Annotated in this window: 2 protein-coding genes; both read left to right on the forward strand. The window is 72.1% G+C overall.

Translation table 11 applies throughout. The features are described 5' to 3' along the window. The first annotated feature begins 112 nt into the window (after positions 1-112). Complete coding sequence (locus ACFC06_RS02270; protein WP_375926925.1) at positions 113-24487, forward strand: non-ribosomal peptide synthase/polyketide synthase; 24375 nt, start codon at positions 113-115, stop codon at positions 24485-24487. Beyond that, positions 24484-25257: an FkbM family methyltransferase gene (locus ACFC06_RS02275; RefSeq protein ID WP_375926928.1), complete on the forward strand. Its 774-nt coding sequence runs from the start codon at positions 24484-24486 to the stop codon at positions 25255-25257. The genes ACFC06_RS02270 and ACFC06_RS02275 overlap by 4 nt, the downstream gene beginning before the upstream one ends. Positions 25258-25268: the final 11 nt, after the last annotated feature.

Consider the following 25268-nt stretch of genomic DNA (forward strand, 5'->3'; position numbering starts at 1 on the left):
TATGGCCTATCGGCTGTAGATAATCCGCGTCCACCGGACGGTGTGATAGAGGTGGATATGCGGCAACGGGGTCGAATAGTTGGTCGGTAGCCATGCGAGGGGTCGGGTAATCATGGAGTCTGTCGATAGTCGCGCCGGAAATCAGGATCTGATTCCGCTTTCGTCCGCTCAATACGGCATGTGGTTCGCTGACAGCGCGTACAGTGGGCCGGCCACGAATATCGCGCAGTATGTCGAGATCGTGGGACCGATCGACATCGCCCTGTTCAACCGCGCGGTCCACCTGGCGGCCGAGGAGACCGAGTCGCTCATGGTGCGGCTGGTGGAAGTGGACGGCGTCCCCTATCAGCTGGTCGATCGCGACATCACCTTCAACGAGCTGGTGCTCGATGTGGGCACCCACCCCGATCCGATGGCCGCCGCGCTGGACTGGATGCGCCGCGACTACACCCGCCGCGTCGACGTCACCCAGCACCAGCTGGCCGTCACCCGGCTGATCCGCCTCGCCGAGGACCGGCACCTCTGGTACGCGCGCGCCCACCACCTGGTGATCGACGGCTACGGCGCCTTCAATGTGCTCAGCCGGGTCGCCGAGCACTACAACGCGCTGCGGGAGGGCCGGGCCGCCACCCGGCTCGTCGCCGCCGCGCTGCGCGACATCGCGGAGGAGGAACAGACCTACCGGGCGGGATCACGGTTCGACGCCGATCGCCGGTACTGGCTGGACAAGGTCGCCGGGCTGCCCGCGCCCGCCGGGCTCGCCGGCCGTGCCGCGCGGCCAGGGACGATCGACCGGGTCGGCGCCCGGCGTCTCCCACCGCACCTGTGTGACCTGCTCGACGACCGGGCCGCCGCACTCGACGCCTCGGCCGCCCAGGTGGTGGTCGCCGCCTTCGCGGCCTACTTCACCCGGATGACCGGCGCGCAGGACGTGGTGCTGTCGGTGCCGATGAGCGCGCGGGTGACGATGCGGCTGCGCAATGCCGCGGCCATGCTCGCCAACATGGTGCCGATCCGCTTCGCCGTCGAGGACACCACCACCGTCGCCGGGCTGGTCGCCGCGGCCACCGGCGAGCTGGTCTCGGCGCTGCGTCATCAGCGCTACCGCTTCGAGGACCTGCGCCGGGAATCGCCCTCGATCGACAATTCCGCCACGACCTACGGACCGGTCGTGAACATCCTGTTCTTCGACTCCGAGATCCGCCTGGGTGACGCGGTCGGCCACTACCACGCGCTCACCTCCGGCGCGCTCGAGGACCTGCAGCTCAACCTCTACCGGACCGGACCGCAGGCGCCGCTGCTGATCGAACTGCACGGCAACGACAATCTCTACAGCGCGCGCGAGATCGACACGCACGCCGACACTTTCGTCGACTTCCTCGAGCAGTTCGTGCGCGCGGACGCGGACGCGCCGGTCCTGGATCTGCCGGTGGGCACCGCGGCACAGCCCGTCGACGCCCCCGAGGGCCTCGCGCCCGCCGGAACGCTGGCGGACGCGCTGGCGCGGCAGGCGGCCTCGACACCGTCGGCCGGTGCGGTCACGGCGGGCCCGGAGACGCTGACCTACCAGGAACTCGACCGGCGATCCACCGGGCTGGCCCGGCGGCTGATCGCGCGCGGTGCCGGGCCCGGTGCGCTGGTGGCGGTCGCGCTGCCGCGCGGTGCCGAGCTGGTCGTGGCATTGCTGGCCGTCGTCAAGTCGGGTGCGGGTTTCCTCCCACTGGACCTCACCCATCCCCGGGAACGCCTGGACTACGTTGTCGGGCAGGCGAATCCGGCGGTGCTGCTGGTCGACGCGCAGACCGCGCCGCTGCTGCCCGCGCGCCCGGACCGGACCCTCGTGCTGGAACCGGGCGAGGACCCCGGTGACGCCACCGCGCCGATCACCGACGCCGAGCGCACCGCGCCCCTGCGTCCCGACGACACCGCCTATGTCATCTTCACCTCCGGCTCGACCGGCAGGCCGAAGGGGGTGGTCGTCAGCCACCGGTCGGCGGTGACCTACCTCGCGAATTCCGCTGCTGCCCTGGACATCCGCGCCGGGGATGTGTGGACGTGGCTGCATTCGGTGGCCTTCGACTATTCGATCTGGGAGGTCTTCGGACCGCTGACCAGCGGCGGCCGGATCGTGGTCGTCGACGGGCCGACCGCGCGCGTCCCCGACGAGCTGGTCCGGCTGGTGGCGCGGGAAGCGGTGACCGTCTTCAGTCAGACCCCGTCGGCGTTCTACCAGTTCGCCGCCGCGGACCGCCGGTATCGGGCGGCGGGCGTGCCCGACGGTGTGCCGTCGATCCGGACGGTGGTGCTCTCGGGCGAGGGGCTCGATCCCGCGGCACTGGCGCCCTGGTACGCGGACAACCCGCTCACCCCGGTGCTCGTCAACAGCTACGGCATCACCGAGACCACGGTGTTCGTGACCCACACCGCGCTGGACCCCGCCTGCGCGGTGCCGGGTGCGCCCAGTGTGATCGGTGCGGCGCTGCCCGGCCTGCGGACCTATGTGCTGGACCGGCGGTTGCGGCCGGTGCCGGTCGGGGCGTGGGGGGAGATCTATGTCGCCGGGGCCCAGGTCGCCCGAGGCTATCTGGGGCAGCCCGCCCTGTCGGCGGCCCGGTTCGTCGCCGATCCCTGGGGCGCGCCGGGGGAGCGGATGTACCGCAGCGGTGATGTCGGCCGTCGCACCTGCGACGGTGGCCTCGAATACCGGGGCCGCGCCGACCAGCAGGTGCAGCTGCGTGGCTTCCGCATCGAGCTCGACGAGGTGCGCGCCGCGCTGCTCGGCGACCCGTCGGTGGCCGCCGCGGCGGTGATCGTGCACCGCGCCGGCACCGACGCGGCCCGGCTCGTCGGCTATGTCGTGCCGGTCGACGGCGCCACCTTCGACGTGGATGCTGTTGTCGCGCAGGCGGCTACACGGCTGCCGGAGTACATGGTGCCCGGCGTGGTGTCGGTGGTGGGCGAGTTGCCGTTGACGGTCAACGGCAAACTGGATCTGCGGGCGCTGCCCGCGCCGGACGAGGTGGTCTCGGCGGGGTATGTCGCGCCGCGGACCGATGTCGAAGAGTGTGTCGCGCGGGCCTTCGCCGAGGTGCTGGGTGTGCAACGGGTCGGGGCGTTCGACAGCTTCTTCGACGCGGGCGGCAATTCGCTCACCGCGACCGGCGCCGTGGTGCGCGTCGCGGAGGCGACCGGGTGCGCACTGTCGGTGCGTGATCTGTTCGCGGACCCGACCGTGGCCGGGCTCGCCGAGCGTGTCGGGCGGGCGCGCCGCCGCGCCCGCCCCGCCCTGACGCCGGTGCCGCGTGCGGCGACCATGCCACTGGCACCGGCCCAGCAGCGGATGTGGCTGATCAACCGGGCCGACCCCGCGTCGGCCGCCTACAACATCCCGCTCGTGCTGCGCATGACCGGGCGCCTCGATCCCGCGGCGCTGCGCGCGGCACTGGCCGACGTGCTCGAACGGCACGAATCCCTGCGCACGCGCTATCCCGCGGTCGACGGTGCGGGCGTCCAGGAGATCCTCCCGCTCGCGGACGTGCTGTCCGAATTCGGTTGCGAGCCGGAAGAAGTCGAGCCGAGCCTGCTCGACGAGCGGGTGCGCACCCTGACCTCCGAGGGATTCGACGTCACCGTCCGGCCGCCGCTGCGGGTGGCCGTACTCGCCACCGGCGACCCGGACATCCACGTGCTGGTCCTGGTGCTGCACCACATCAGCTGCGACGGCGCCTCCCTGGCGCCACTGGCCGCCGATGTCGCCGCCGCGTACGCCGCGCGGACCCACGGGCACCCGTCCGACCGGCAGCCACCGGCCGTGCAGTACGCCGACTACGCGGACTGGCACCGGCGCCTGCTCGGCGACGACACCGACCCGGAATCGCTGCTCAGCGAGCAATTGACCTACTGGACAAGCCAATTGGCCGGGGCCCCCGACGTGCTCGAGATCCCGGCGGACCGTCCGCGGCCCGCGCGCCGGTCGCTGCACGGCGGGGTCGTCGCCACCGAGCTCGCCGCGCCGACCTACGCCGGCGTCGAACGGCTCGCGCGCGCCGCCGATGTCACCCCCTTCATGGTCGTGCACGCGGCGCTCGCGGTCCTGCTCTCGCGCGTCTCGGGCAGCACCGACATCGTCATCGGCGCGCCGCTGGCAGGCCGCGGCGACGCGGAACTGGCGCCCCTGGTCGGCATGTTCGTCAATACGGTGGCCCTGCGCACGCCGGTCCGGGGCGAGGAATCGTTCACCGTCTTCCTCGAACGGGTCAAGGATGTCGATCTCGACGCGTTCAGCCACGCCGACGTGCCATTCGACCGCGTAGTGGAGGCGCTCGACCCCCAGCGGTCGACCGCCTACGCCCCGGTCTGCCAGGTGTATCTGGCCTTCGACAACACCGAACTGCCCCGGCTGACCCTGCCCGACCTCACCGTCGACGTGCTCGATCCCGGCGCGGAACCGGCCAAGGTCGACCTCGTCGTCACCGTCGCCGCCAATGCCGAAGGCACCGGCGACATCGCCCTGCGGATCAACTACGCCACCGACCTGTTCGACGCGGCCACCGTCGAGGGCCTGGCGGCCCGCCTGGTGCGGGTGCTCGACGCCGTGGTGGCCGAGCCGTCGACACCGGTCGGTGACGTGGATCTGCTGACCGACGCGGAACGGGCGGCGTTGGCCCCGGTCCGCGGCGCCGCGGCGGTGCCCGGGGTGGCACTGGCCGAGCTGCTGGGGCGCGGGGTGAGGATCTCGCCGCACGGTCCCGCGGTGGTGGCGGGCGAAACACACCTGGACTTCACCGAACTGGACGAGCTGTCCAACCGATTCGCGCGGCGTCTGCTCGACGAGGGCGCGCGGCCGGGCGAAGTGGTGGCCCTGGTGCTGCCGCGGTCGGTGGACTTCGTCGTGGCGCTGTGGGCGGTCGCGAAGACCGGTGCCGCCCTCGTGCTGATCGATCCGCGCAATCCGCGCGACCGGATCTCGGCCATGCTCGCCGACAGCGGGCCGCGGGTCGTGCTCACCAGCGCCGAGGTCGAGGGCCGGGCACCCGAGGGACCGTGGTCGCTGCTGGTGGTCGCCGATCCGGTGTCGCGTGGCATCACCGAGGGCTACGCGCAGACGCCGGTCACCGACAGCGAGCGGGGCAGGCCCGTGCACCCCGGCGACGTGGCCTACGTGATCTACACCTCCGGCACGACCGGCGTGCCCAAGGGCGTCGAGGTCACTCACCAGGGCCTGGCGAATTTCGCCGCCGAACAACAGGATCGGTACGACGTCGATCCCGACGTGCGCGTCCTGCAGGCCGCCGGACCGGGTTTCGACGCCGTGATGCTCGAGGTCCTGCTGGCCCATCCCGGCGGCGGCGCGCTGGTGGTGTCGCCGGCGGATGTGTACGCGGGCGCCGATCTGGCGGAACTGATCCGGGCGCAGGAGGTGACGCACGCCTTCCTGACCCCCACGGTCATGGCCTCGATGTCGCCGGCCGGGCTGGACTGCCTGCGCGTCCTGGTCGCGGGCGGTGAGGCGCTCACTCCCGAACTCGGCGCGGCCTGGGCGCCCGGCCGTCGGCTGCACAACGGCTACGGCCCGACCGAGACGACGATCATGGTCGCCATCAGCGACCCGGTACCCGTCGACGGTCCGATCACCATCGGCGGCCCGATTCGCGGGATCTCCGCGCAGGTTCTCGATGCCAGAATGCGGCCGGTGCCGGTCGGGACGGCCGGTGAACTCTATATCGGCGGTGTGCAATTGGCGCGCGGGTATCTCGGCCGCCCCGCGCAGACCGCGGCGAGTTTCGTCGCCGATCCGTCCGGTACGGGCACCCGGATGTACCGCACCGGCGACCTGGTGCGGTGGACACCGGAGCTGACACTGCAGTACCTGGGCCGCGCCGATCATCAGGTGAAGATCCGCGGCCAGCGCACCGAATTGGGCGAGATCGAAGCGGTCCTCGCCCAGGACCCGGCGGTGACCCACGCGGTCGTCGTCGTCCACGGGGAGACCGGGGCCGACCGGCTCGTCGGCTATCTGGTCGGTGCGGGCGTCGACGCCGAGCAGGTGCGTGCCGCCGCGCGTGACCGGCTGCCCGCGCACATGGTGCCTGATGTCTGCATGGTGCTGGACCGGTTCCCGCTGACCGCGAGCGGAAAGCTCGATCGCGCCGTGCTGCCCGAACCGGTGTTCCCGGGACCTGTCGCCGACATCGCGCCGCGCACCGCCACCGAACGCGTCGTCGCCGGGGTGTATCGCGAGGTACTCGGCGCGCCGCGGATCAGCGCGCTGGACAACTTCTTCGATCTCGGCGGGAATTCGCTGACCGCGACCAAGGTCGCGGCGCGGCTGTCGGGTGTACTCGGCGTCGACATCCCGGTGCGTACCTTGTTCGAGGCGCCGACGGTCGACGCGCTCGCCCGCGAACTGGATTCCGGAACGCCGGGGGTGACGCGCACGCCGCTGGGCCCACAGCGGCGTCCCGAGCGGATTCCCCTCTCACCGGCGCAGACCCGCATGTGGTTCCTCAACCGCTTCGACACCGCCTCCGCGGTGTACAACGTGCCCGTCGTCGTGCGGATCTCCGGACCGCTGGATCTCGATGCCCTGCGCGCCGCGCTGGCCGATGTCGTGGCCCGGCACGAGACCCTGCGGACCCGGTACCCGGACAGCGACAGCGGGCCGTGGCAGGAGATCCTGCCCGCCGATGCCCGCGCGGCCGAACTCACTCCGATCGACGTCACCGCCGACGAGCTCGCGGACCGGATCGCCGAGGAGACCGCGGCCGGATTCGATGTGAGCACGGCGGTGCCGGTCCGGATCAGCCTGTTGCGCAAGGGATCCGAGGACCACACGCTCGTGCTCTCGGTGCATCACATCGCCATGGACGGCTCCTCGCTCGGCCCGCTGGCCGCCGATATCGCCCGCGCGTACCGGGCTCGCGTCCAAGGCGAGGAACCCGGCTGGGCGCCGCTGCCGGTGCAGTACGCCGACTACACCCTGTGGCAACGCGATCTGCTCGGCGAGCCGGACGATCCGGCGAGCCCGACCGCCGAACAGATCCGGTACTGGCGCGCGGCGCTGACCGACCTGCCCGAGGTCCTCGACCTGCCGACCGACCGGCCGCGACCCGCCCAGCAGTCCTTCCGCGGTGCCGCGCTGGCCGCGGTCGTGCCCGCCGACCTGCATCGCGATCTGGCCGCGCTCGCCCGTGGCCACGACGCGACGGTGTTCATGGTGATGCACGCCGCGTTCGCGGTCCTGCTGGCCCGGCTCTCCGGCACCGGGGACATCGCGGTGGGTACACCGGTCGCCGGACGCGGTGAACCGGCACTGGACCCGCTGATCGGGATGTTCGTCAACACCCTGGTGCTGCGCGTGCACGTCGATCCGGCGGCGCCGTTCGGCGAGATCGTCGACCGGGCCAGGGAATGCGATCTCGGCGCCTTCGACAATGCCGCGATCCCGTTCGAACGGCTGGTGGAGGAACTCAACCCGCCGCGCAGCACCGCCCACGCCCCCCTGACCCAGGTCGGCTTCTCGTTCCAGAACATCGACATCCCGACAGTGAGCCTGGCCGGCCTGACGGTGGCGGCCGAACTGGTCGATCCCGGGGTGGCCAAGTACGACCTGCACCTCAATCTCGTCGACACCCTCGACGCCGACGGCAGGCCCGGTGACATCGGCGTCGAATTCGGTTACGCGACAGACCTGTTCGACGAGCCGACGGTGGCAGCGATCTTCGCGCTGTTCGTGCGCGTCCTGCGCGGGATCGTCGCCGACCCCGGTCTGCCCGTGGCCGACCTGCCGCTGCTGGGGCCCGACGAACTCGCCGGGTTGGCCGCTCGCGACACCGGACCCACACTGCCCCAGGGCGATTCGACCATCGCCGAGCTGTTCGCGCACCAGGTCGCGGCGACGCCGGAACGGCCCGCCGTCATCGACGCCGAGTCGGGTGAAGTGCTCACCTACCGTGCCTTCGCCGAGGAGGTGAACGCGCTCGCACGAGTGCTCATCGGGCGTGGTGTCGGACCGGGCAGCCTGGTGGCGGTGGCGATGCCGCGGTCGGTGGATCTGCTGCGGACGCTCTACGCCATCCATGCCGCCGGTGCGGCCTACCTGCCGCTCGACCCGGATCACCCCGTCGACCGCGTGCGGGCGGTACTCACCGCGGCGGAGCCCGACGCGGTGGTGCTCCGCGACGATCTCGACATCCCCACCGGCGCACCGGTCTGGCGCCTCGGGGAGCTGACCGGGACCACCGGCTCGACCGCGCCGATCACCGATGCCGACCGGCACCGGCCATTGCGCCCGGCCGACCTCGCCTATGTCATCTTCACCTCCGGCTCCACCGGTGTGCCGAAGGGCGTCGCGCTCACCCACGCGGCGGTCGCGAACCAGCTGCGCTGGCTGCGTGACCGGTACGCCATCGGCACCGACGACATCCTGCTGCTGCGCACCCCGGTGACCTTCGATCTGTCGGTGTGGGAACTGTTCGCCGCACCCACCTGCGGCGCCGCGCTGGTGGTCGCCGGGCCCGAGGACCACACCGACCCGGCCGCCATCGCGCGGCTCATCGCCCGGCACGGCGTCACCGTCGTCGACTTCGTGCCCTCACTGCTGGCGGCGTTCCTCGACCACGCGACGGGTACCGAGTCAGCCACGGTCCGCCAGGTGCTGTGCATCGGCGAGGCTCTCGACGCGGTCACCGTGGACCGGTTCCGTGCCGTCGCCACCGCCCGGATCGACAACCTCTACGGGCCGACCGAAGCCGCCGTCAGCGTCACCGCCCACGCGATCGGCGAGCTCGACAGCGCCGTCGTCCAGATCGGCGCACCCGAGGCGAATGTGGTTGTCCGGGTGCTCGATTCGCGGCTGCGTCCGGTGCCCGACGGTGTCACCGGTGAGCTCTACCTCGGCGGTGTCCAGCTCGCGCGCGGCTATCACGGGCGCCAGGACCTGACCGCGGCGGCCTTCGTCGCCGACCCGTACGCCGCGGTTCCCGGCGCGCGGCTGTACCGCACCGGCGACCTCGTGCGCTGGGATCGATCCGGCGCGTTGCGCTATGTCGGCCGTCGCGACACCCAGGTCAAGATCCGCGGCCTGCGCGTGGAACTGGGTGACATCGAAGCCGCCCTGCTCGCCCAGGAGCGGATCGGCGCCGCTGTCGCCCGGGTCCACACCGTGGCGGGCGAACAGGTACTGGTGGCCTACGCGGTGAGCGCCGAGCCCCTCGACACCGGCGCCCTGCGCGCCGCCCTGCTGGATCGCCTGCCCGCGTACATGGTTCCCGCGCAGGTGATCCGGATCCCGGCCGTCCCACTCACCACCAACGGCAAGGTCGACTACCGGGCGCTGCCCACCCCGGACCCGCGCGGTGCCGCCACGCGCTACCGGGCGCCGAGTGGTCTCGCCGAGGAGACGATCGCGACCGTTTTCGGCGAGCTCGTGCGGGCGCCCTGGATCGGCGCCGACGACAACTTCTTCACCCTGGGCGGCAACTCGCTGCTGGCGACACGGGCGCTCAGCCGCATCGGTGAGGTACTCGGCGCGACGATCCCCGTGCGCGCGGTCTTCGAGGCGCCGACCGTCGCCGAACTGGCGCGATGGATCGAGCGGCAGCGCGCGAGCGGGGCGGTCACCGGCCCGGTGGCGGGTCGACGGCCCGACCGCGTTCCGCTCTCCCCGGCGCAGAGCCGGATGTGGCTGCTCAATCAGCTCGACCCCGAATCCGCCAGTTATGTGGTCCCACTGGCGATCCGGATCGACGGCACACTCGACACCGTCGCCCTGGCCGCCGCCGTCCACGATGTGATCGACCGGCACGAGATCCTGCGGACCACCTATCCCGCCGACGACGGCACACCCGCCCAGGTGGTGCTCGGAGCGGACGAGGTCGTCGCGGGCTGCGACCTGACGGTGCACCCGGTCGAAGAGGTCGACCTGGAGCCGCGGCTGCGGCAGTTCTTCGGCCTCGGGTTCGACGTCGCCGTGGGCGCGCCGGTGCGGGTCGCGGTGTTGCGGCTGTCCCCGTCCGCGCACGTGCTGGCGCTGGCGGTGCACCACATCAACTGCGACGGCTACTCCGTCGCGCCGCTGGTCGCCGACATCGTCGAGGCCTATCGCGCGCGCTGCGCGGGCACCGCGCCGGAGTGGGCGCCGCTGCCGCTGCAGTTCGCCGACTACGCGCTGTGGCAACGCGCGGCGCTGGCCGCGCCCGACTCGGCCGCCGCCCTCGACCTCACCTACTGGCGGACCCAGCTCGCCGGCATTCCGGACGTGCTTGCCCTGCCCACCGACCGGCCGCGCCCGCTCGAGCAGTCGCACCGCGGCGCCACGGTCGAGGCCACCGTGCCCGCCGGGATCGCCACCGCCGTCGCGTCGCTGGCGCGCAGCAGCGGCGTCACCCCGTTCATGGTGGTGCACACCGCCCTGGCCGTGCTGCTCGCCCAGCTCTCCGGTGACGACGACATCACCCTCGGCGTCCCGTACGCCGGACGCGGCGACCGGGCGCTGGACCGTCTCGTCGGCATGTTCGTCAACACCCTCGTGCTGCGCACCCGGGTCCGGCCCGAACAGCGTTTCCTCGATCTGCTCGACCTCGCCCGGCGCACCGACGTCGAAGCCTTCGAGCACGCCGCCGTCCCGTTCGAGCAGCTGGTCGAGGTGCTCAATCCCGCACGCTCCACGGCACATTCGCCGCTGTTCCAGGTGATGCTCGCCTACCAGAACATGGCGCGGGCGCGGCTCGAGCTACCCGGACTCGACATCGAGCCCGTCGACGTCGGCACCGAGGCGGCGATCTGCGATCTGCTGCTGATGGTCACCGAGGACCGCGGACCGCGCAACGAGATCACCGGCATGGCCCTGCGCCTGACCTATGCCACCGATCTGTTCGACGAGGACTCCGCTCACCGCCTGGCCGACCAGTTCGTCCGGGTGCTCGCCGCCGTCACCACCGACTCGACCATCGCGGTCGGTGACATCGACCTCGCCGACGAGCCCGCGGACGCGATCCGGCCCGACGCCTGCGACACCGCGGCGGTGACGGCGCCACGCACCCTGGTGGACGCCTTCGACGAGCAGGTCGCCCGCACACCCGAAGCGATCGCCGTGCGGGTCCCCGGCGGTCCCGCGCTGACCTATCGCGAGTTCGACGCGCGGGTCAACCGGCTGGCCCGCCACCTCATCGCGCTCGGGGCGGGCCCGGAGACCCCGGTCGCCGTCGCCGTGCACCGCTCGATCGAGATGATCACGGCCGTCTACGCCGTGGTGAAGGCCGGTGCCGCGTTCGTGCCCCTGGACCCGGACCACCCCACCGCGCGCCTGGTGCATGTGCTGCGCGTGGCCGATCCGCTCCTGGTCGTCACCACCGCGCACGACGATCGCGGCCTGCCCACCGACATCGCCCAGGTGCGCCTCGACGACCTGGATCTGAGCGCGCTGCCCGCCGGGACGGTCACCGACGCGGAACGCCGGGCGCCGCTGCGTCCGGCCGACACCGCCTACGTGCTGTTCACCTCCGGGTCCACCGGCGCGCCCAAGGGCGTCGCGCTGAGTCACGCGGCGACCGTCCACCAGCTGAGCTGGGCGCAGCGCGAGTTCCCGCACGACGAGTCCGACGCGGTGCTGCACAAGACACCGATCACCTTCGACATCGCCGTGTGGGAGTTGTTCTGGCCGTTGCAGACCGGGGCCCAGATCGTCGTCGCCGAGCCGGGCGGCCACCGCGACCCGGCCTACCTGGCCGGGGTGATCGCGGCCGAGCAGGTGACCACGGTGCACTTCGTGCCGTCGATGCTCGACGTGCTGCTCGAACATCCGGGCGCGGTGCGGTTGTCGTCGGTGCGGTATCTGTTCCCGGCCGGGGAGGCGCTGGCCCGGCGAACCGTGGAACGCGCCCTGCGGGTGTTCGACACCGCCGAGGTGGTCAACTGGTACGGCCCCGCGGAAGCCGAAGTGGTGACGGCCTACCGGTGCACGGCGAATTCGCCGGTGCGCGGGGCGGTTCCGATCGGCTACCCGGTGACGGGGATGCGGGTCCACGTGCTGAACCCGCGGCTGCGGCCGGTGCCGGCCGGCGTCGTCGGTGAACTGTACGTGTCCGGTCCGCAGCTCGCGCGCGGCTATCACGGTCGTCCCGACCTGACCGGCTCGCGGTTCGTCGCCGACCCGTTCGGCGCACCGGGCGGGCGGCTCTACCGCACCGGCGACCTGGTCCGGCGCACGCGTGACGGCGCGCTGGAATACCACGGCCGCAGCGATTTCCAGGTGAAGTTCCACGGCCAGCGGGTGGAGCCCGGTGACATCGAGGCGGCGCTGCGCTCGATCGATGCGGTGGCGCGGGCGGTCGCGGTCGTCACCCCGGACCGCATCACCGCCTTCGTCACCCCCGCCCCGGGCCTGACGCTCGACGGTGGCGCGGTCCGCAAGCAGCTGACCCGGCTGCTCCCCGCGTACCTGGTACCCGCCACGGTGCGTGTCGTCGACACCCTGCCACTGACCCCGAGCGGGAAGCTGGACCGGGCCGCGCTGGCGCGCCCGGCGCTCGACGACGCCGAGGAGTCCCCGGACGGCCGGACCGACCGGGCCGCGCTGCGGGCGAAGATGATCGCGGAATACGTCGCCCGCACCGACCGGGAGGTGGTGCTGGCCACTATCGTCGCCGAGATCGTCGGCACCGACCACGTGAGCGTCGCGGCCGACCTGTTCGACATCGGCATCAACTCGCTGTCGGCCGCCCAGGTCGCGGCGCGCGCGGAGGCGGCCCTGCGGGTGCGCGTGCGGGTGCGCGACATCTTCGAGGCCCCGAGCATCGCCGATCTGGCCGAACGTATCGCGTTGCGGGACCGCTATTCCGGGGTCCCGCTCGTCCGCCACGGTGATCGCGACGAGGTGCCCCTGGCTGCCGCGCAGCGGCGGATCTGGATCCTCAACCAGCTCGATCCCGGCTCGGGTGCCTACAACATCTGCTTCGCGGCCCGGCTGACCGGCCCGCTCGACGTGCGGGCACTGCGCGCGGCGATGGCCGACGTGGTGACCCGCCACGAACCGCTGCGCACGATCTACCCCGACGTGCGGGGCACCCCGCATCAGCTCGTGCGCGACACCGCGGTGGGCCTGCCCGAGCTGGAACCGGTCGAGATCACCGATCCGGCCCGGCTGGCCGAGGAGCTGCGCGCCGCGGTGGAGTCGGGCTTCGACGTCGCCCGGACCGCGCCGGTGCGCGCCGGCCTGTATCGCACCGGCCGCGACGAGCACGTGCTCGTGGTGGTGGTGCACCACATCGCCGCGGACGGCGCGTCGATGGCACCGCTGGCCCGGGATGTCTTCGCCGCCTACCGCTCCCGCCGTTTCGGTGGCGAGCCCGACTGGCCCGCGCTGCCGGTCGACTACGCCGACTACGCGCGGTGGCAGCAGGAGACACTCGGCGCCGAGGACGATCCGGCCTCCACCGCGGCCCGCCAGATCGCCTACTGGCGAGAGGTCCTGGCCGACGCGCCGGAACTGCTCGAACTGCCGACCGACCGGCCGCGCCCCGCGGTCTCGTCCATGACCGGTGGCCGGGTGACGTTCACCGTCGAACCCGGTCTGCACGAGGCGATCGCCGAACTCGCGCTGCGCGAGGGCGTCACCGTGTTCATGGTCGTGCACGCCGCGCTCGCGATCCTGCTCGGCCGCACCGCGCACAGCACCGATGTGTCGATCGGCACCCCGGTCGGCGGGCGCGGCAGGCCCGAACTCGACGATCTGGTCGGCATGTTCGTCAACACCGTCGTGCTGCGCACGCGGATCGACGAGGACCTGTCCGCGGGCGAGTTCCTCGGCAGGCTGCGCGATATCGATCTCGACGCGCTCGCCAACGCGGACGTGCCCTTCGACCGGCTGGCCGAGCTGCTCGACCGGTCCCGGTCCACCGCGTATTCGCCGCTGTACCAGGTGATGCTCGGCTTCCGCAATGCCGAGACCACCGCGTTCGAACTCGACGACATCAGCGTCGAGGTGCTCGACCCCGGCGTCGCGCAGGCCAAGACCGATCTCACGGTGCTGATGAACGAACTGGGCGCCGGTGCCGGGATGAGCGGCGAGATCGTCTACGCGACAGATCTTTTCACCGAGTCGACCGCGACACGATTCGCCGGGCGCCTGGTGCGGGTACTCGCGGCGATCACCGCGCGACCGGAGGCCGGGATCGGGGCCATCGATCTGCTGAACGAGGAGGAGTCCGCACAGCTGCTTCCCGCCGGGCAGCCTGCCGCCGTCGCGGCGCGGACACTGCCCGCGCTGCTCGCGATCGCCGCCGTCGACCCGGCCGCGACCGCCCTGGTCGGGCCCGGGGAGACCGTCACCTACGGTGAACTCGACGCCCGTTCCGACCGCCTCGCGGCCTGTCTGACCGCCGCCGGAGCGCGCACCGGAACCTTTGTCGCGCTGGCACTTCCGCGCTCGGTGGACTACCACGTGGCGCTGTGGGCGGTCGCGAAGACCGGTGCCGCCTTCGTCCCGATGGATCTGCGCTATCCCGCCGACCGCCTGGCCCACATGGCCGAGGACTCCGGCGCCCGGCTCGGTCTGACGCTGCGTTCGGCACACGAGGGTGGCACCGCGCTGCCCGCCTCGGTGGACTGGGTGTGCGTCGACGATCCCGAGGTGATCGCCCGCTCGGCGGCCGCGCACCGCGACGGCATCACGGTGCCCGCCCGGCCGGTCCGGCTCGACGACGCGGCGTATCTGATCTACACCTCCGGCTCCACCGGCCTGCCGAAGGGCGTGGTCGTCACGCACGAGGGCCTGGCCGGGCTGGCGGCCGAGCAGGACGAGCACTACCGGATGGATCGCACGTCACGGGTGCTGCAGGTCGCCTCGCCCGCGTTCGACGCGGTACTCATGGAATCGCTGATGGCCTACACCGCGCACGCCACGCTGGTGATCTCGCCCGCCGACGTGTTCGGTGGGCCGGAACTGGCCGAACTGATCCGCGCCCAACGCGTCTCGCACGCCTTCCTGACACCGAGCGTGCTGGCCACCATGTCACCGGCGGGCCTGGATTCGCTGTGCATGCTGACGGTGGGCGGTGAGGCGGTGCCCGCCGAACTGATCGCCACCTGGGCGCCGGGCCGCCGCTTCCACAATGTGTACGGCCCGACCGAGACGACGGTGGCGGTGTGCGTCAGCCCGGAGCTGGCGCCCGGTGACCCGATCACCATCGGGTCACCGATGCGGGGTGTGCGTGCGGTGGTGCTGGACCGGCGGCTGCGGCCGGTCCCGATCGGTGTGGCGGGCGAACTGTATCTGGCCGGGACCTCACTGGCCCGCGGCTACCTGAACCGGGAGGGCGTGACGGCGACGGCCTTCGTCGCCGACCCGTTCGGCACCCCGGGGACCCGCATGTACCGCACCGGTGACCTGGTGCGCTGGACAGGCGAGCACACCCTGGAATACCTCGGCCGCGCCGACTTCCAGGTCAAGATCCGCGGACAGCGCGTCGAACTCGGCGAGATCGACGCCGCGCTGATCGCCTGCCCCGATGTCGCTGCCGCGGTCACGGTGAGCAGGCGCGGCGCCGCCGGGCAGCCGACCCTGGCCGCCTATGTGGTGGCCGCGGACGGCACGACGATCGACGTGCCCACGATCCGCGACCGGATCGCCGCGGCGCTGCCGGAGCACATGGTGCCCGCCACCATCACCGTGCTCGACGAGATGCCGATGTCGGCGACCGGCAAGATCGACCGGCGCGCACTGCCCGAGCCGGTGGCCGATCCGTCGGGTACGGCGACGGCTCCCGCCACCGACCTGGAGGCGACCGTCGCGGCGATCTTCGCCGAGGTCCTCGGGCTCTCGACGGTCGGCATCGAGGAATCGTTCTTCGCGCTCGGCGGCGACTCGATCATGTCGATCCAGCTCGCCGCCCGGCTGAAGTCCGCCGGGGTGGTCGTCACCGCCAGGGACATCTTCGAGCACCGGACGGTCCGCGGCCTCGCGACCGTCGCCGAGACCGCCGGACGCGCGACGCTGGCCGAACTCGCCGGTGGCGGTGTCGGTCCGGTGGCGCGCACGCCGATCGTGTCGTGGTTCCTCGGCAGGCCGGGGGGCGCGCGGTTCGCGCAGTCGCTGCTGGTCGAACTGCCCGGTGACGCACGCCGCGACGACGTGGTGGCGACCGTGCGGGCTGTGCTGGACCGGCACGACATGGTGCGCGCCCGGCTGACCACCGACCACCTGGAAGTCCTGCCGCAGGGCGCGATCGACGCGGACGACGTGGTGTCGGTGCGGACCTTCGAGGCAGACAGTGTGCCGGGCAGCGCGGGATTCGCAATGGAGGTCGAGGCGGCCCTGGCCGCGGCCTCGGTGCGGTTGAACCCCGCCGCGGGCGTCCTGCTGCAGGTGGTGTGCCTGGTGCCCGGGTCCGGAGTCCGGGCACCGGGACGGGCACTGGTCGTCATCCACCATCTCGCCGTCGACGGGGTGTCGTGGCGGATCCTGATCCCGGACTTCGTCACCGCCTGGCAGCAGATCACCGAGGGACGCCCGGTCGAGCTGCCGGAGGTGGGAACCTCGATGCGACGGTGGGCCGAGGCGCTGGCCGCGTCGGCGGGCGAGCGGGCCGGGGAACTCGGCCTCTGGCAGGAGATGGGCGCGCGGCCCGAACCGCTGCTGGGGCGGGAGATCTTCGACCCGGCCGTGGACATGCAGGCGACGGTCGCGCAGACGACCCTCACCCTCCCGGCCGCCCTGACCGCCGCGCTGCTCGGCGCCGTCCCCCGCGCCGCCCGCGCCACCACCGACGACGCGCTGCTCGCCGGACTCGCACTCGCACTGGGTCGTTGGCGGCGCCGTCGCGGTATCGAGCACGCGGGGGCACGCATTCTGCTGGAGAGCCACGGCCGGGAGGAACAGCTCGCTCCCGGTGCCGATCTGTCGCGCACGGTCGGCTGGTTCACCAGCGCGTACCCGGTCGATCTCGCCGTGGACGACACCGATCCGCGCGCGGCCGTGAAGGCCGTCAAACAGCGATTACGCGCCATCCCCGACAAGGGCATCGGCTACGGCATGCTGCGCCACCTGCATGCCGAGACTTCCGAAGTGCTGGCTGCCCTGCCCGAACCGCAGATCAGTTTCAACAACCTGGGCCGGGCAGGCGTCGATCTCGCGGCCCTGTCCGGCGTCGCCTGGATCCCCGCGCCCGAAGACTTCGACCGGCACGCGGCCTTCGACCCCGACATGCCCGCCGCCGCCCCGCTGACGATCGACACGAGTATCGCCGACACCCCGGCCGGTCCGGTGCTCTCGGCGCGGATCGGCTACGCGACACGACTTCTCGATCGCGACGAGGTCGACGATCTGCTCGGGGAATGGCTCGGCGTGCTCACCGAGATCGCCGACACCGCCGCGCGGGACAGCGCGTGGGGTCTGACCCCGTCCGATGTCGCCCTGGTGGCGCTCACCCAGGACGACCTGGACGACCTCACCGCCCGGTACGGACCGCTCGACGCGGTCTGGTCGCAGGCACCGTTGCAGAGCGGGCTGCTGTTCCACGCCGAGCTGGCCGCGGGCGCGCTGGACGTGTACACCGCCCAATCCACCATGACGCTCACCGGAACGCTCGACGAGACCCGGTTGCGGCGCTCCGCCCACGCCCTGCTCCAGCGGCATCCGAATCTGCGGGCCGCCTTCACCCGCACGGCGAACGGGACCGCGGTACAGGTGATCCCGGCCGAGGCCGCACCGCACTGGCGTGCCGTCGACGCCTCCACCGCGGCACTGCCGGAGATCCTCGCGGCCGAGCGGGCCGCCGCGTTCGACCCCGCCGACCCGCCGCTGGTGCGGTTCGTGCTGGTCACGGTATCGCCCACCGAGTTCCGGCTGATCCTGACCGCACACCACCTGCTCCTCGACGGCTGGTCGCTCCCGCTGCTGCTGCGCGATCTGGTCGGGCTGTACGCGGTCGGCGCCCAGGCGGCACTGCTGCCCGGCGCGCCGTCCTACGGCGAGTACCTGCACTGGCTCGCGCGGCAGGACACCGCGGCGGGCGTGGCGGTGTGGCGCGACGCGCTGAGCGGGTTCACCGAACCCGCGCTGATCGCCGGGACCGGCGGCGAGACGACCGTCGACATCCCGGTGGACCTGAACCTCGACCTCGACACCGACACCGACCGCGCGCTGACCGGCTTCGCCAGGGCCCACGGGGTCACCCTGGCGACCATCGTCCAATTCGCCTGGGCGACAGTGCTGGCCAACCAGCTCGGCCGCGACCGCGTCGTGTTCGGTGAGACCGTCTCCGGACGCCCCGCCGCCCTGCCCGGTGTCGAATCGATGATCGGCCTGTTCGTCAACACCGTGCCCGTCGCCGTGCACGTGCGCCCGGACCGCACCTTCGTCCAGGCCCTGGAACGGTTGCAGGCGGACAAGACCCGGCTGCTCGACCACCACCACATCGCCCTGTCCGACATCACGGCCGCCGTCGGTGGGGGCGGACTGTTCGACACGCTGGTGGCGTTCGAGTCCTACCCGGTCGACAGCAGCGGGCTCGGCGACGCCGATATCGACGGGGTGCGGGTCACCGCCGTCGAGGGCACCGACGCCGCGCACTATCCGATCACCGTGCAGGCCCACCACACCGACACCCTGCACATCCGGGTGCGCTACCAGCGATCCCGGGTCGACGCGGACACCGCCGCCGGCTTCGCCGACCGGATGCACCGGGTCCTGCGCGCGCTCGCGACCGACCCGGACACCCCGGTCGGCGAGGTCGACCTGCTGACCCCGGCCCAGCGCACGGCACTGGTCCCCGCCAGGGGCGCCGTCGGCGTGCGGCCCGAGCCGCTGACCGACCTGCTCCGGCGCGGGCTGACCCACGACCCCGGCGCGGTGGCGGTGGTCTGCGGCGCCGAACAGCTCACCTACGCCGAACTGGACGCCGAGGCACACCGGCTGGCCGCCCGGCTGACCGCGCACGGCGTCCGGCACGGGGACACCGTCGGTGTGGTCGTGCCGCGCTCGCTCGCCCTGATCACCACGATCTGGGCGGTGGCCGAGATCGGCGCGGCCTGCGCGCTGCTCGACCCCCGCAACCCGGCCGAACGCCTGTCCCTGATGCTGACCGACTGCGCAGCTCGGGTGGTGGCCACCGTGACGGACACGAGCGACGGTGTGCCCGAAGGGGACTGGAGCCGCCTCGTCGTCGACGAACCCGTCGCCGAGGTGCCGGTGGGCGACCACGCCGTGGCGGTGCGGGCCGCCGACACGGCCTATGTCATCTACACCTCCGGCACCACCGGCACACCGAAGGGTGTCGCCGTGACCGGGTCCGGGCTCGCGAATTTCGCCGCCGAACAGCGGGAGCGCTATCACGTCTCCCCGGACAGCCGGGTATTGCACTGCGCCGCACCGGGTTTCGATGCGGTCATGCTCGAGGTACTGATGGCGCACCCACACGGCGCGGCACTGGTGGTGTCACCGCCCGACGTCTTCGCCGGCGACGAGCTCGCCGCGGTGATCCGCGAACACGCCGTCACCCACGCCTTTCTGACCCCGACCGTGCTGGCGACGATGTCGCCCGGGGGCCTCGACAGCCTGCGGGTGCTCGTCGCGGGCGGCGAAGCGGTACCCGCCGAACTCGCCGCCGTGTGGGCGCCCGGCCGGGAACTGTTCAACGGCTACGGGCCCACCGAGACGACGATCATGGTCGCCATCAGTGATCCACTGCGCGCGGGGGAGACCGTCACCCTGGGCGGCCCGATCCGCGGCACCACAGCGGTGGTGCTGGACGCCCGGTTGCGCCCGGTGCCGGTCGGTGTGACCGGCGAACTGTACGTCGGCGGGGTCCAGCTGGCCCGCGGCTACGCGGGGCGCGCGGGCGCCACCGCGGCGAGCTTCGTCGCGAACCCGTACGCGCCGGGGGAGCGGATGTATCGCACCGGCGACCGGGTCCGCTGGACCGCCGGGTACCGCATCGAATACGTCGGCCGCGCCGACCATCAGATCAAGATCCGCGGCCAGCGCATCGAACTCGGCGAGATCGAAACGATCCTCGCGGCGCACCCGGATGTCACCCACGCGGTCGCGCTGGTGCGCGCCGACGGCCAGGGAACCGAGCGCCTCGTCGGCTACCTGACCGGTGACGCGATCGACCCCGAACAGGTCCGCGCCTGGGCCAGGGGCAGGTTGCCCGCCCCGATGGTGCCCGAGCGATGCGTGGTGCTGCCACGGCTTCCGCTGACCGCGACCGGCAAACTCGATCGCGCGGCGCTGCCGATGCCGGTCTTCACCCCGGCCGCGGGCTACCTCGCCCCCGCCACCGAGACCGAACAGGTGGTCGCCGAGGTCTGCGCCGAGGTCCTCGGCCTGGACCGTGCCGGAATGCGGGCCGACTTCTTCGACCTCGGCGGGAACTCCCTGACCGCGACCCGGATGACCGCGCGGCTCGGTTCCGCGCTGGGCGTGCGGGTCTCGGTCCGCGACCTGTTCGAATTCCCGGTGCTGGCCGACCTCGCCACCCATCTGACCGGTCGTGACCTGGTCGGACGCCCGGCGCTGACCCGACGTGCCGGCGACGAGCCGGTCCCGCTGTCGCCCGCGCAGCTGCGGATGTGGTTCCTCAACCAGTTCGACGCCTCGGTCGGCGCCTACAACGTGCCGCTGGTGATCCGGCTGACCGGCGAGCTCGACCTGTCGGCCCTGCGCGCCGCCTGCGCGCTGGTCATCGGCAGGCACGAGTCGCTGCGCACCACCTTCCCTGTGGTCGACGGTATTCCACGCCAGGTCGTCGTCGACGCCGACGAGGTGGTGCCCGCGCTGCGGCCGGTCGTGATCGAGGAATCGGTGCTGCCCAAGGCAGTCGGCACCGTGGTGTCGGCCAGCTTCCGGGTGACCGAGGCGCCGCCGGTGCGCGCCGAGTTGTTCGAAGTGGGCCCCGACGATCACGTGCTGGTCATCGCGGTGCACCACATCTGCGCGGACGGTCTGTCGATGATCCCGCTGGCCCGCGACGTCGCCGCCGCCTATCACGCCGCCACCACCGCGACCGAGCCCGCCTGGCCCGCGCTGCCGGTCCAGTACCCCGACTACGCGCTGTGGCAACACGAGGTACTCGGCGAGGACAGCGACCCGGACTCGCTGCTGTCGCGCCAGCTGGCCTACTGGCGCGAGACGCTGGCCGGATTGCCGGAACTGCTCGAACTGCCCACCGACCGGCCGCGTCCGCCGGTGGCCTCGATGCGCGGGCAGGCGTTCGATTTCGCGATCGGCGCGCCCCTGCAGGAACGGATCGGCGCGGTGGCCCGCGCGGCGGGCGCCACACCGTTCATGGTCGCCCACGCGGCCTTGACCGTGCTGCTGTCGCGCCTGGCCGGTACCGGTGACGTCGCCGTCGGCACGCCGATGTCCGGACGCGGTGAACGCGAACTCGACGACCTGATCGGCATGTTCGTCAACACCGTCGTCCTGCGCACGGCGGTGCGGCAGGCCGACCCGTTCGATGCGCTGCTGGCGACCGTGCGGGCGGCGGATCTGGCCGCCATGGCCCACGCGGATGTCCCGTTCGAGCAGATCGTGGAGGCGGTCAACCCACCGAGATCCACCGCGCACCTGCCGCTGTACCAGGTGACCATCGACTACCAGAACCTCGACGAGGCGGTACTCGCCCTGCCCGGGATCGTGGTGGAGCCGGTCGAGAACTATTTCGAACAGGCCCAGTCGGACCTGAATGTGAAGCTGGTCGAACGCTACGACCCCGACGGCAAACCACTGGGCATCGTGGGCCGACTGACCTACACCACCGACCTGTTCACCGAGGAGTCGATGGAGCGCTTCGCGCGCTGGTACGTCCGGATCCTGGAGGCGGTCACCACCGATCCCGGGACCGTGGTGGGCGACATCGAGTTCCTGGAACCACGACAGCGGCGCGAATTGCTCGATGCCGCAGGCGAACCCGGAGCGCGGGTCCCCGCGGTGACCATCGGTGAACTGTTCGCGCGCCGGGCCGCGCTCGCGCCCGACGCCGTCGCGGTGACCGACGGCGCGACGAGCCTGACCTATCGGGAACTCGACGCGCGCGCCCGCGCCGTGGCAGCCCGGCTCGTCGCCGGCGGGGCAGGACCGGAAACACTGGTGGCCGTGGCGCTGCCGCGCACCGCGGATCTGGTGGTCGGCCTGCTCGGTGTGGTGATGTCGGGTGCGGGCTATCTCCCGCTGGACGTGGCCTATCCGGCGGAGCGGCTGCGGTTCGTCCTCGACGACGCCGATCCGGTCGCCCTGCTGACCTGGTCCGGCGTGCCTGCCGGGTTCCCTGAATTCGACGGCCCCGTCGTCCATCTCGACGCGGCGGCCCCCGTCGCGGACATACCCGCTCCCCGCGTTCCCCGGCCGGAGAACCTGGCCTACATGATCTACACCTCGGGCTCGACCGGGCGCCCGAAGGGAGTGGCCGTCACCCACCGTGACGTGGTCACCCTGCTCACCAATGCGAACGAGAAGTTCGCTGTCGGCCCCGACGACGTGTGGACGCTGTTCCACTCCTACGCCTTCGACTTCGCGGTCTGGGAGATGTGGGGCGCGCTGCTGTCCGGTGGCCGGGTGGTGGTCGTCGACTACGAGACCTCCAGGACACCGGACGCTTTCGTGGAAGTGGTGGCGCGCGAGCGGGTCACCGTGCTGAGCCAGACACCCTCGGCCTTCTACGGATTCGCCGAGGCCGAGCAGCGGTACCGGGAAGCGGGCGGCGGCGACCTGGCATTGCGCTACGTCGTCTTCGGTGGTGAGGCGCTCGATGTGAACCGGCTCAGCGGGTGGTTCGGCGCGCATCCGAGCGGGTCGCCCCGGCTGGTGAACATGTACGGCATCACCGAGACGACCGTCCACGTGGGCTTCGCCGAGGTCGAGGGCGAGCGGGCCGGTGGGATCGGGACCGCGCTGCCCGGGATGACGGTCCACGTCCTCGACGAGCGGTTGCGGCCCGTCCCGGCCGGGGTCGTCGGCGAGCTGTACATCGGCGGCGAACAGCTGACCCGCGGCTATCGTGGCGCCGCCGCGCTGACGGCGGGCCGGTTCGTGGCCGCCCCGTTCGGCGCGCCGGGCACCAGGATGTACCGCGCGGGCGACCTCGGACGGTGGCGTCGCGGGCCCGGCGGGCTCGAGCTCGAGTACCTGGGCCGGGCCGACGCCCAGATCCAATTGCGGGGATTCCGTATCGAATTGGGTGAGGTGGAGTCGGCGCTGCTGCGTCATCCCGACGTGGCGCAGGCGGCGGCCGCGGTACACCGCCACGCCAGGGAGGTCGACCAGTTGATCGGCTATGTGGTCCCCGTGGCGGGCCGGACCGTGGATCCGGCGCAGATCCGGCAGTCCGCGACCGAGGTGCTCACCGGCTACATGGTTCCCGCCGCCGTCGTGGTGCTGCCCGCGCTGCCGGTGACCGTCAACGGCAAACTCGATCGAAAAGCCCTGCCCGCACCCGTCTTCGACGACGACACCGTCGAGCCGGAGACACCGCGGACCCATTCCGAGGCGGTCGTGGCCGCGGTCTTCGCGGAGGTCCTGTCGGTGCCGCGGGTCGGGGCCACCGAGGGATTCTTCGACCTGGGCGGCAACTCGCTGCTGGCCACGATGGCGGTGACCGAACTGTGCGCCCGCGGCGTCGCCGTCGAACTGCCGTGGATGTTCGACGACGCCACACCCCGCGCGCTGGCCCGTCGCGCCGACGAGACCGACGGTTCCTCGGGCATGCAGGTCCTGCTGCCGCTGCGCCCCGCCGGGTCGGCCGCGCCGCTGTTCACGATCCATCCGGCGGGCGGGCTGGCCTGGTTCTACGGCGGGCTGGCCGGGCAGTTGCGTGACGACCGGCCGGTGTACGGATTGCAGGACCCGCACGTCGTCGCGGCCGAACCCGTCGCCACCTCGATCGAGGAACTGGCGCGGCGCTACGCCGAGGAGATCCGCCGCGTCCAGCCGGACGGGCCGTATCACCTGCTTGGTTGGTCGCTGGGCGGTGCGATCGCGCACGCGGTGGCGGTGCGGCTGCAGGAACAGGGCGCGCACGTGGCGCTGCTGGCCATGATGGACAGCGCGGCGGGCACCCCACCGGTCAGCGCACCGAACGTCGTCTCCGCGCCCGGTGAGCTGATGGCCGATCTGCTCGGTGGCTGGCGTGAACTGTTCGATCTCGGCGACGCGGTCACCGCGAGCACACCGGAGCAGGCCTGGCAGGTCGTGCGCGAACAGATCACCGGGACTGGCCTGTTCACCGCCGACCAGGTCGACCGCGTGATGCGCAGTTTCGACACGGCGGGCACCCTCGCCGAGACCTACCGGCCCCGGGTCTTCGACGGTGACCTGGTGTTCTTCACCGCGGGCAAGGATCGCCCCGACCCGGCGGCCATCGCCGGTACGTGGCAGCCGCACATCACCGGAACCCTCCACAACACCGTCGTCGACGCACGGCACCTCGAGTTGACGCACCCGTCCGCGCTGGCCGTCATCGGCCCCCTCCTCGAAGGATTCATGTCCTCATGACCACTGCGCAGAACCTCCGCCTCGACGACGGCCGCACCGTGAGCTGCACCAGCCCGGCCGAAGCCCGCATGCTCTGGAACGAGATGGTGGCCGACGGCTTCTACCGGCAGGCCGCGGCCACGCTGCGGCCGGGTGACCTCGTCGTCGACATCGGCGCCAATATCGGGCTGAGCGCGATGATGTTCGCCGACACCGATCCCGCGATCCGGGTGATCGCGGCCGAGCCCGCCCCCGCGACCTACGACTGCCTGCGCCGCAACATGGCCGCCCACGTGCCCGACGGCGTCGCCCTCGAAGTCGCGGTCGGCGCCGCGCCCGGCGTGCTGCCGTTCACCTGGTACCCCCGGGCCACGGCGAACTCGAGCCTGTACGCCGATCGCGCCGCCGACGACGAGGCGACCGCGATATTCCTGCGCAACAGCGGCCTGCCCGACGACGCGATCTCCCTGATCACCCGCGGCCTGCACGACGGCGAACAGATCGATGTCGAGGTCACCACGGTGTCGGCGATCCTGGCCGCCCACGACACCACCGCCGAGATCGGCGTGCTCAAGATCGATGTCGAGCGGGCCGAATTCGATGTGCTGCTCGGCATCACCGAAGCGGACTGGTCCCGGATCAGAGCGGTCGTGGCCGAGGTCCACGACTATCACGGGCGCCTCGGCGAGTTCTGCAAGGTCCTCGACACGCACGGGCTCAGCCCGCGAACCCGCCAGGACCCGTCCCTGGCGGGCACCGAACTGCACGAGGTCTACGCCGTACGCGCCTAGGCAGTGTCTCG

It is taken from the genome of Nocardia sp. NPDC056064 (assembly GCF_042266925.1).
Lineage (GTDB): Bacteria > Actinomycetota > Actinomycetes > Mycobacteriales > Mycobacteriaceae > Nocardia.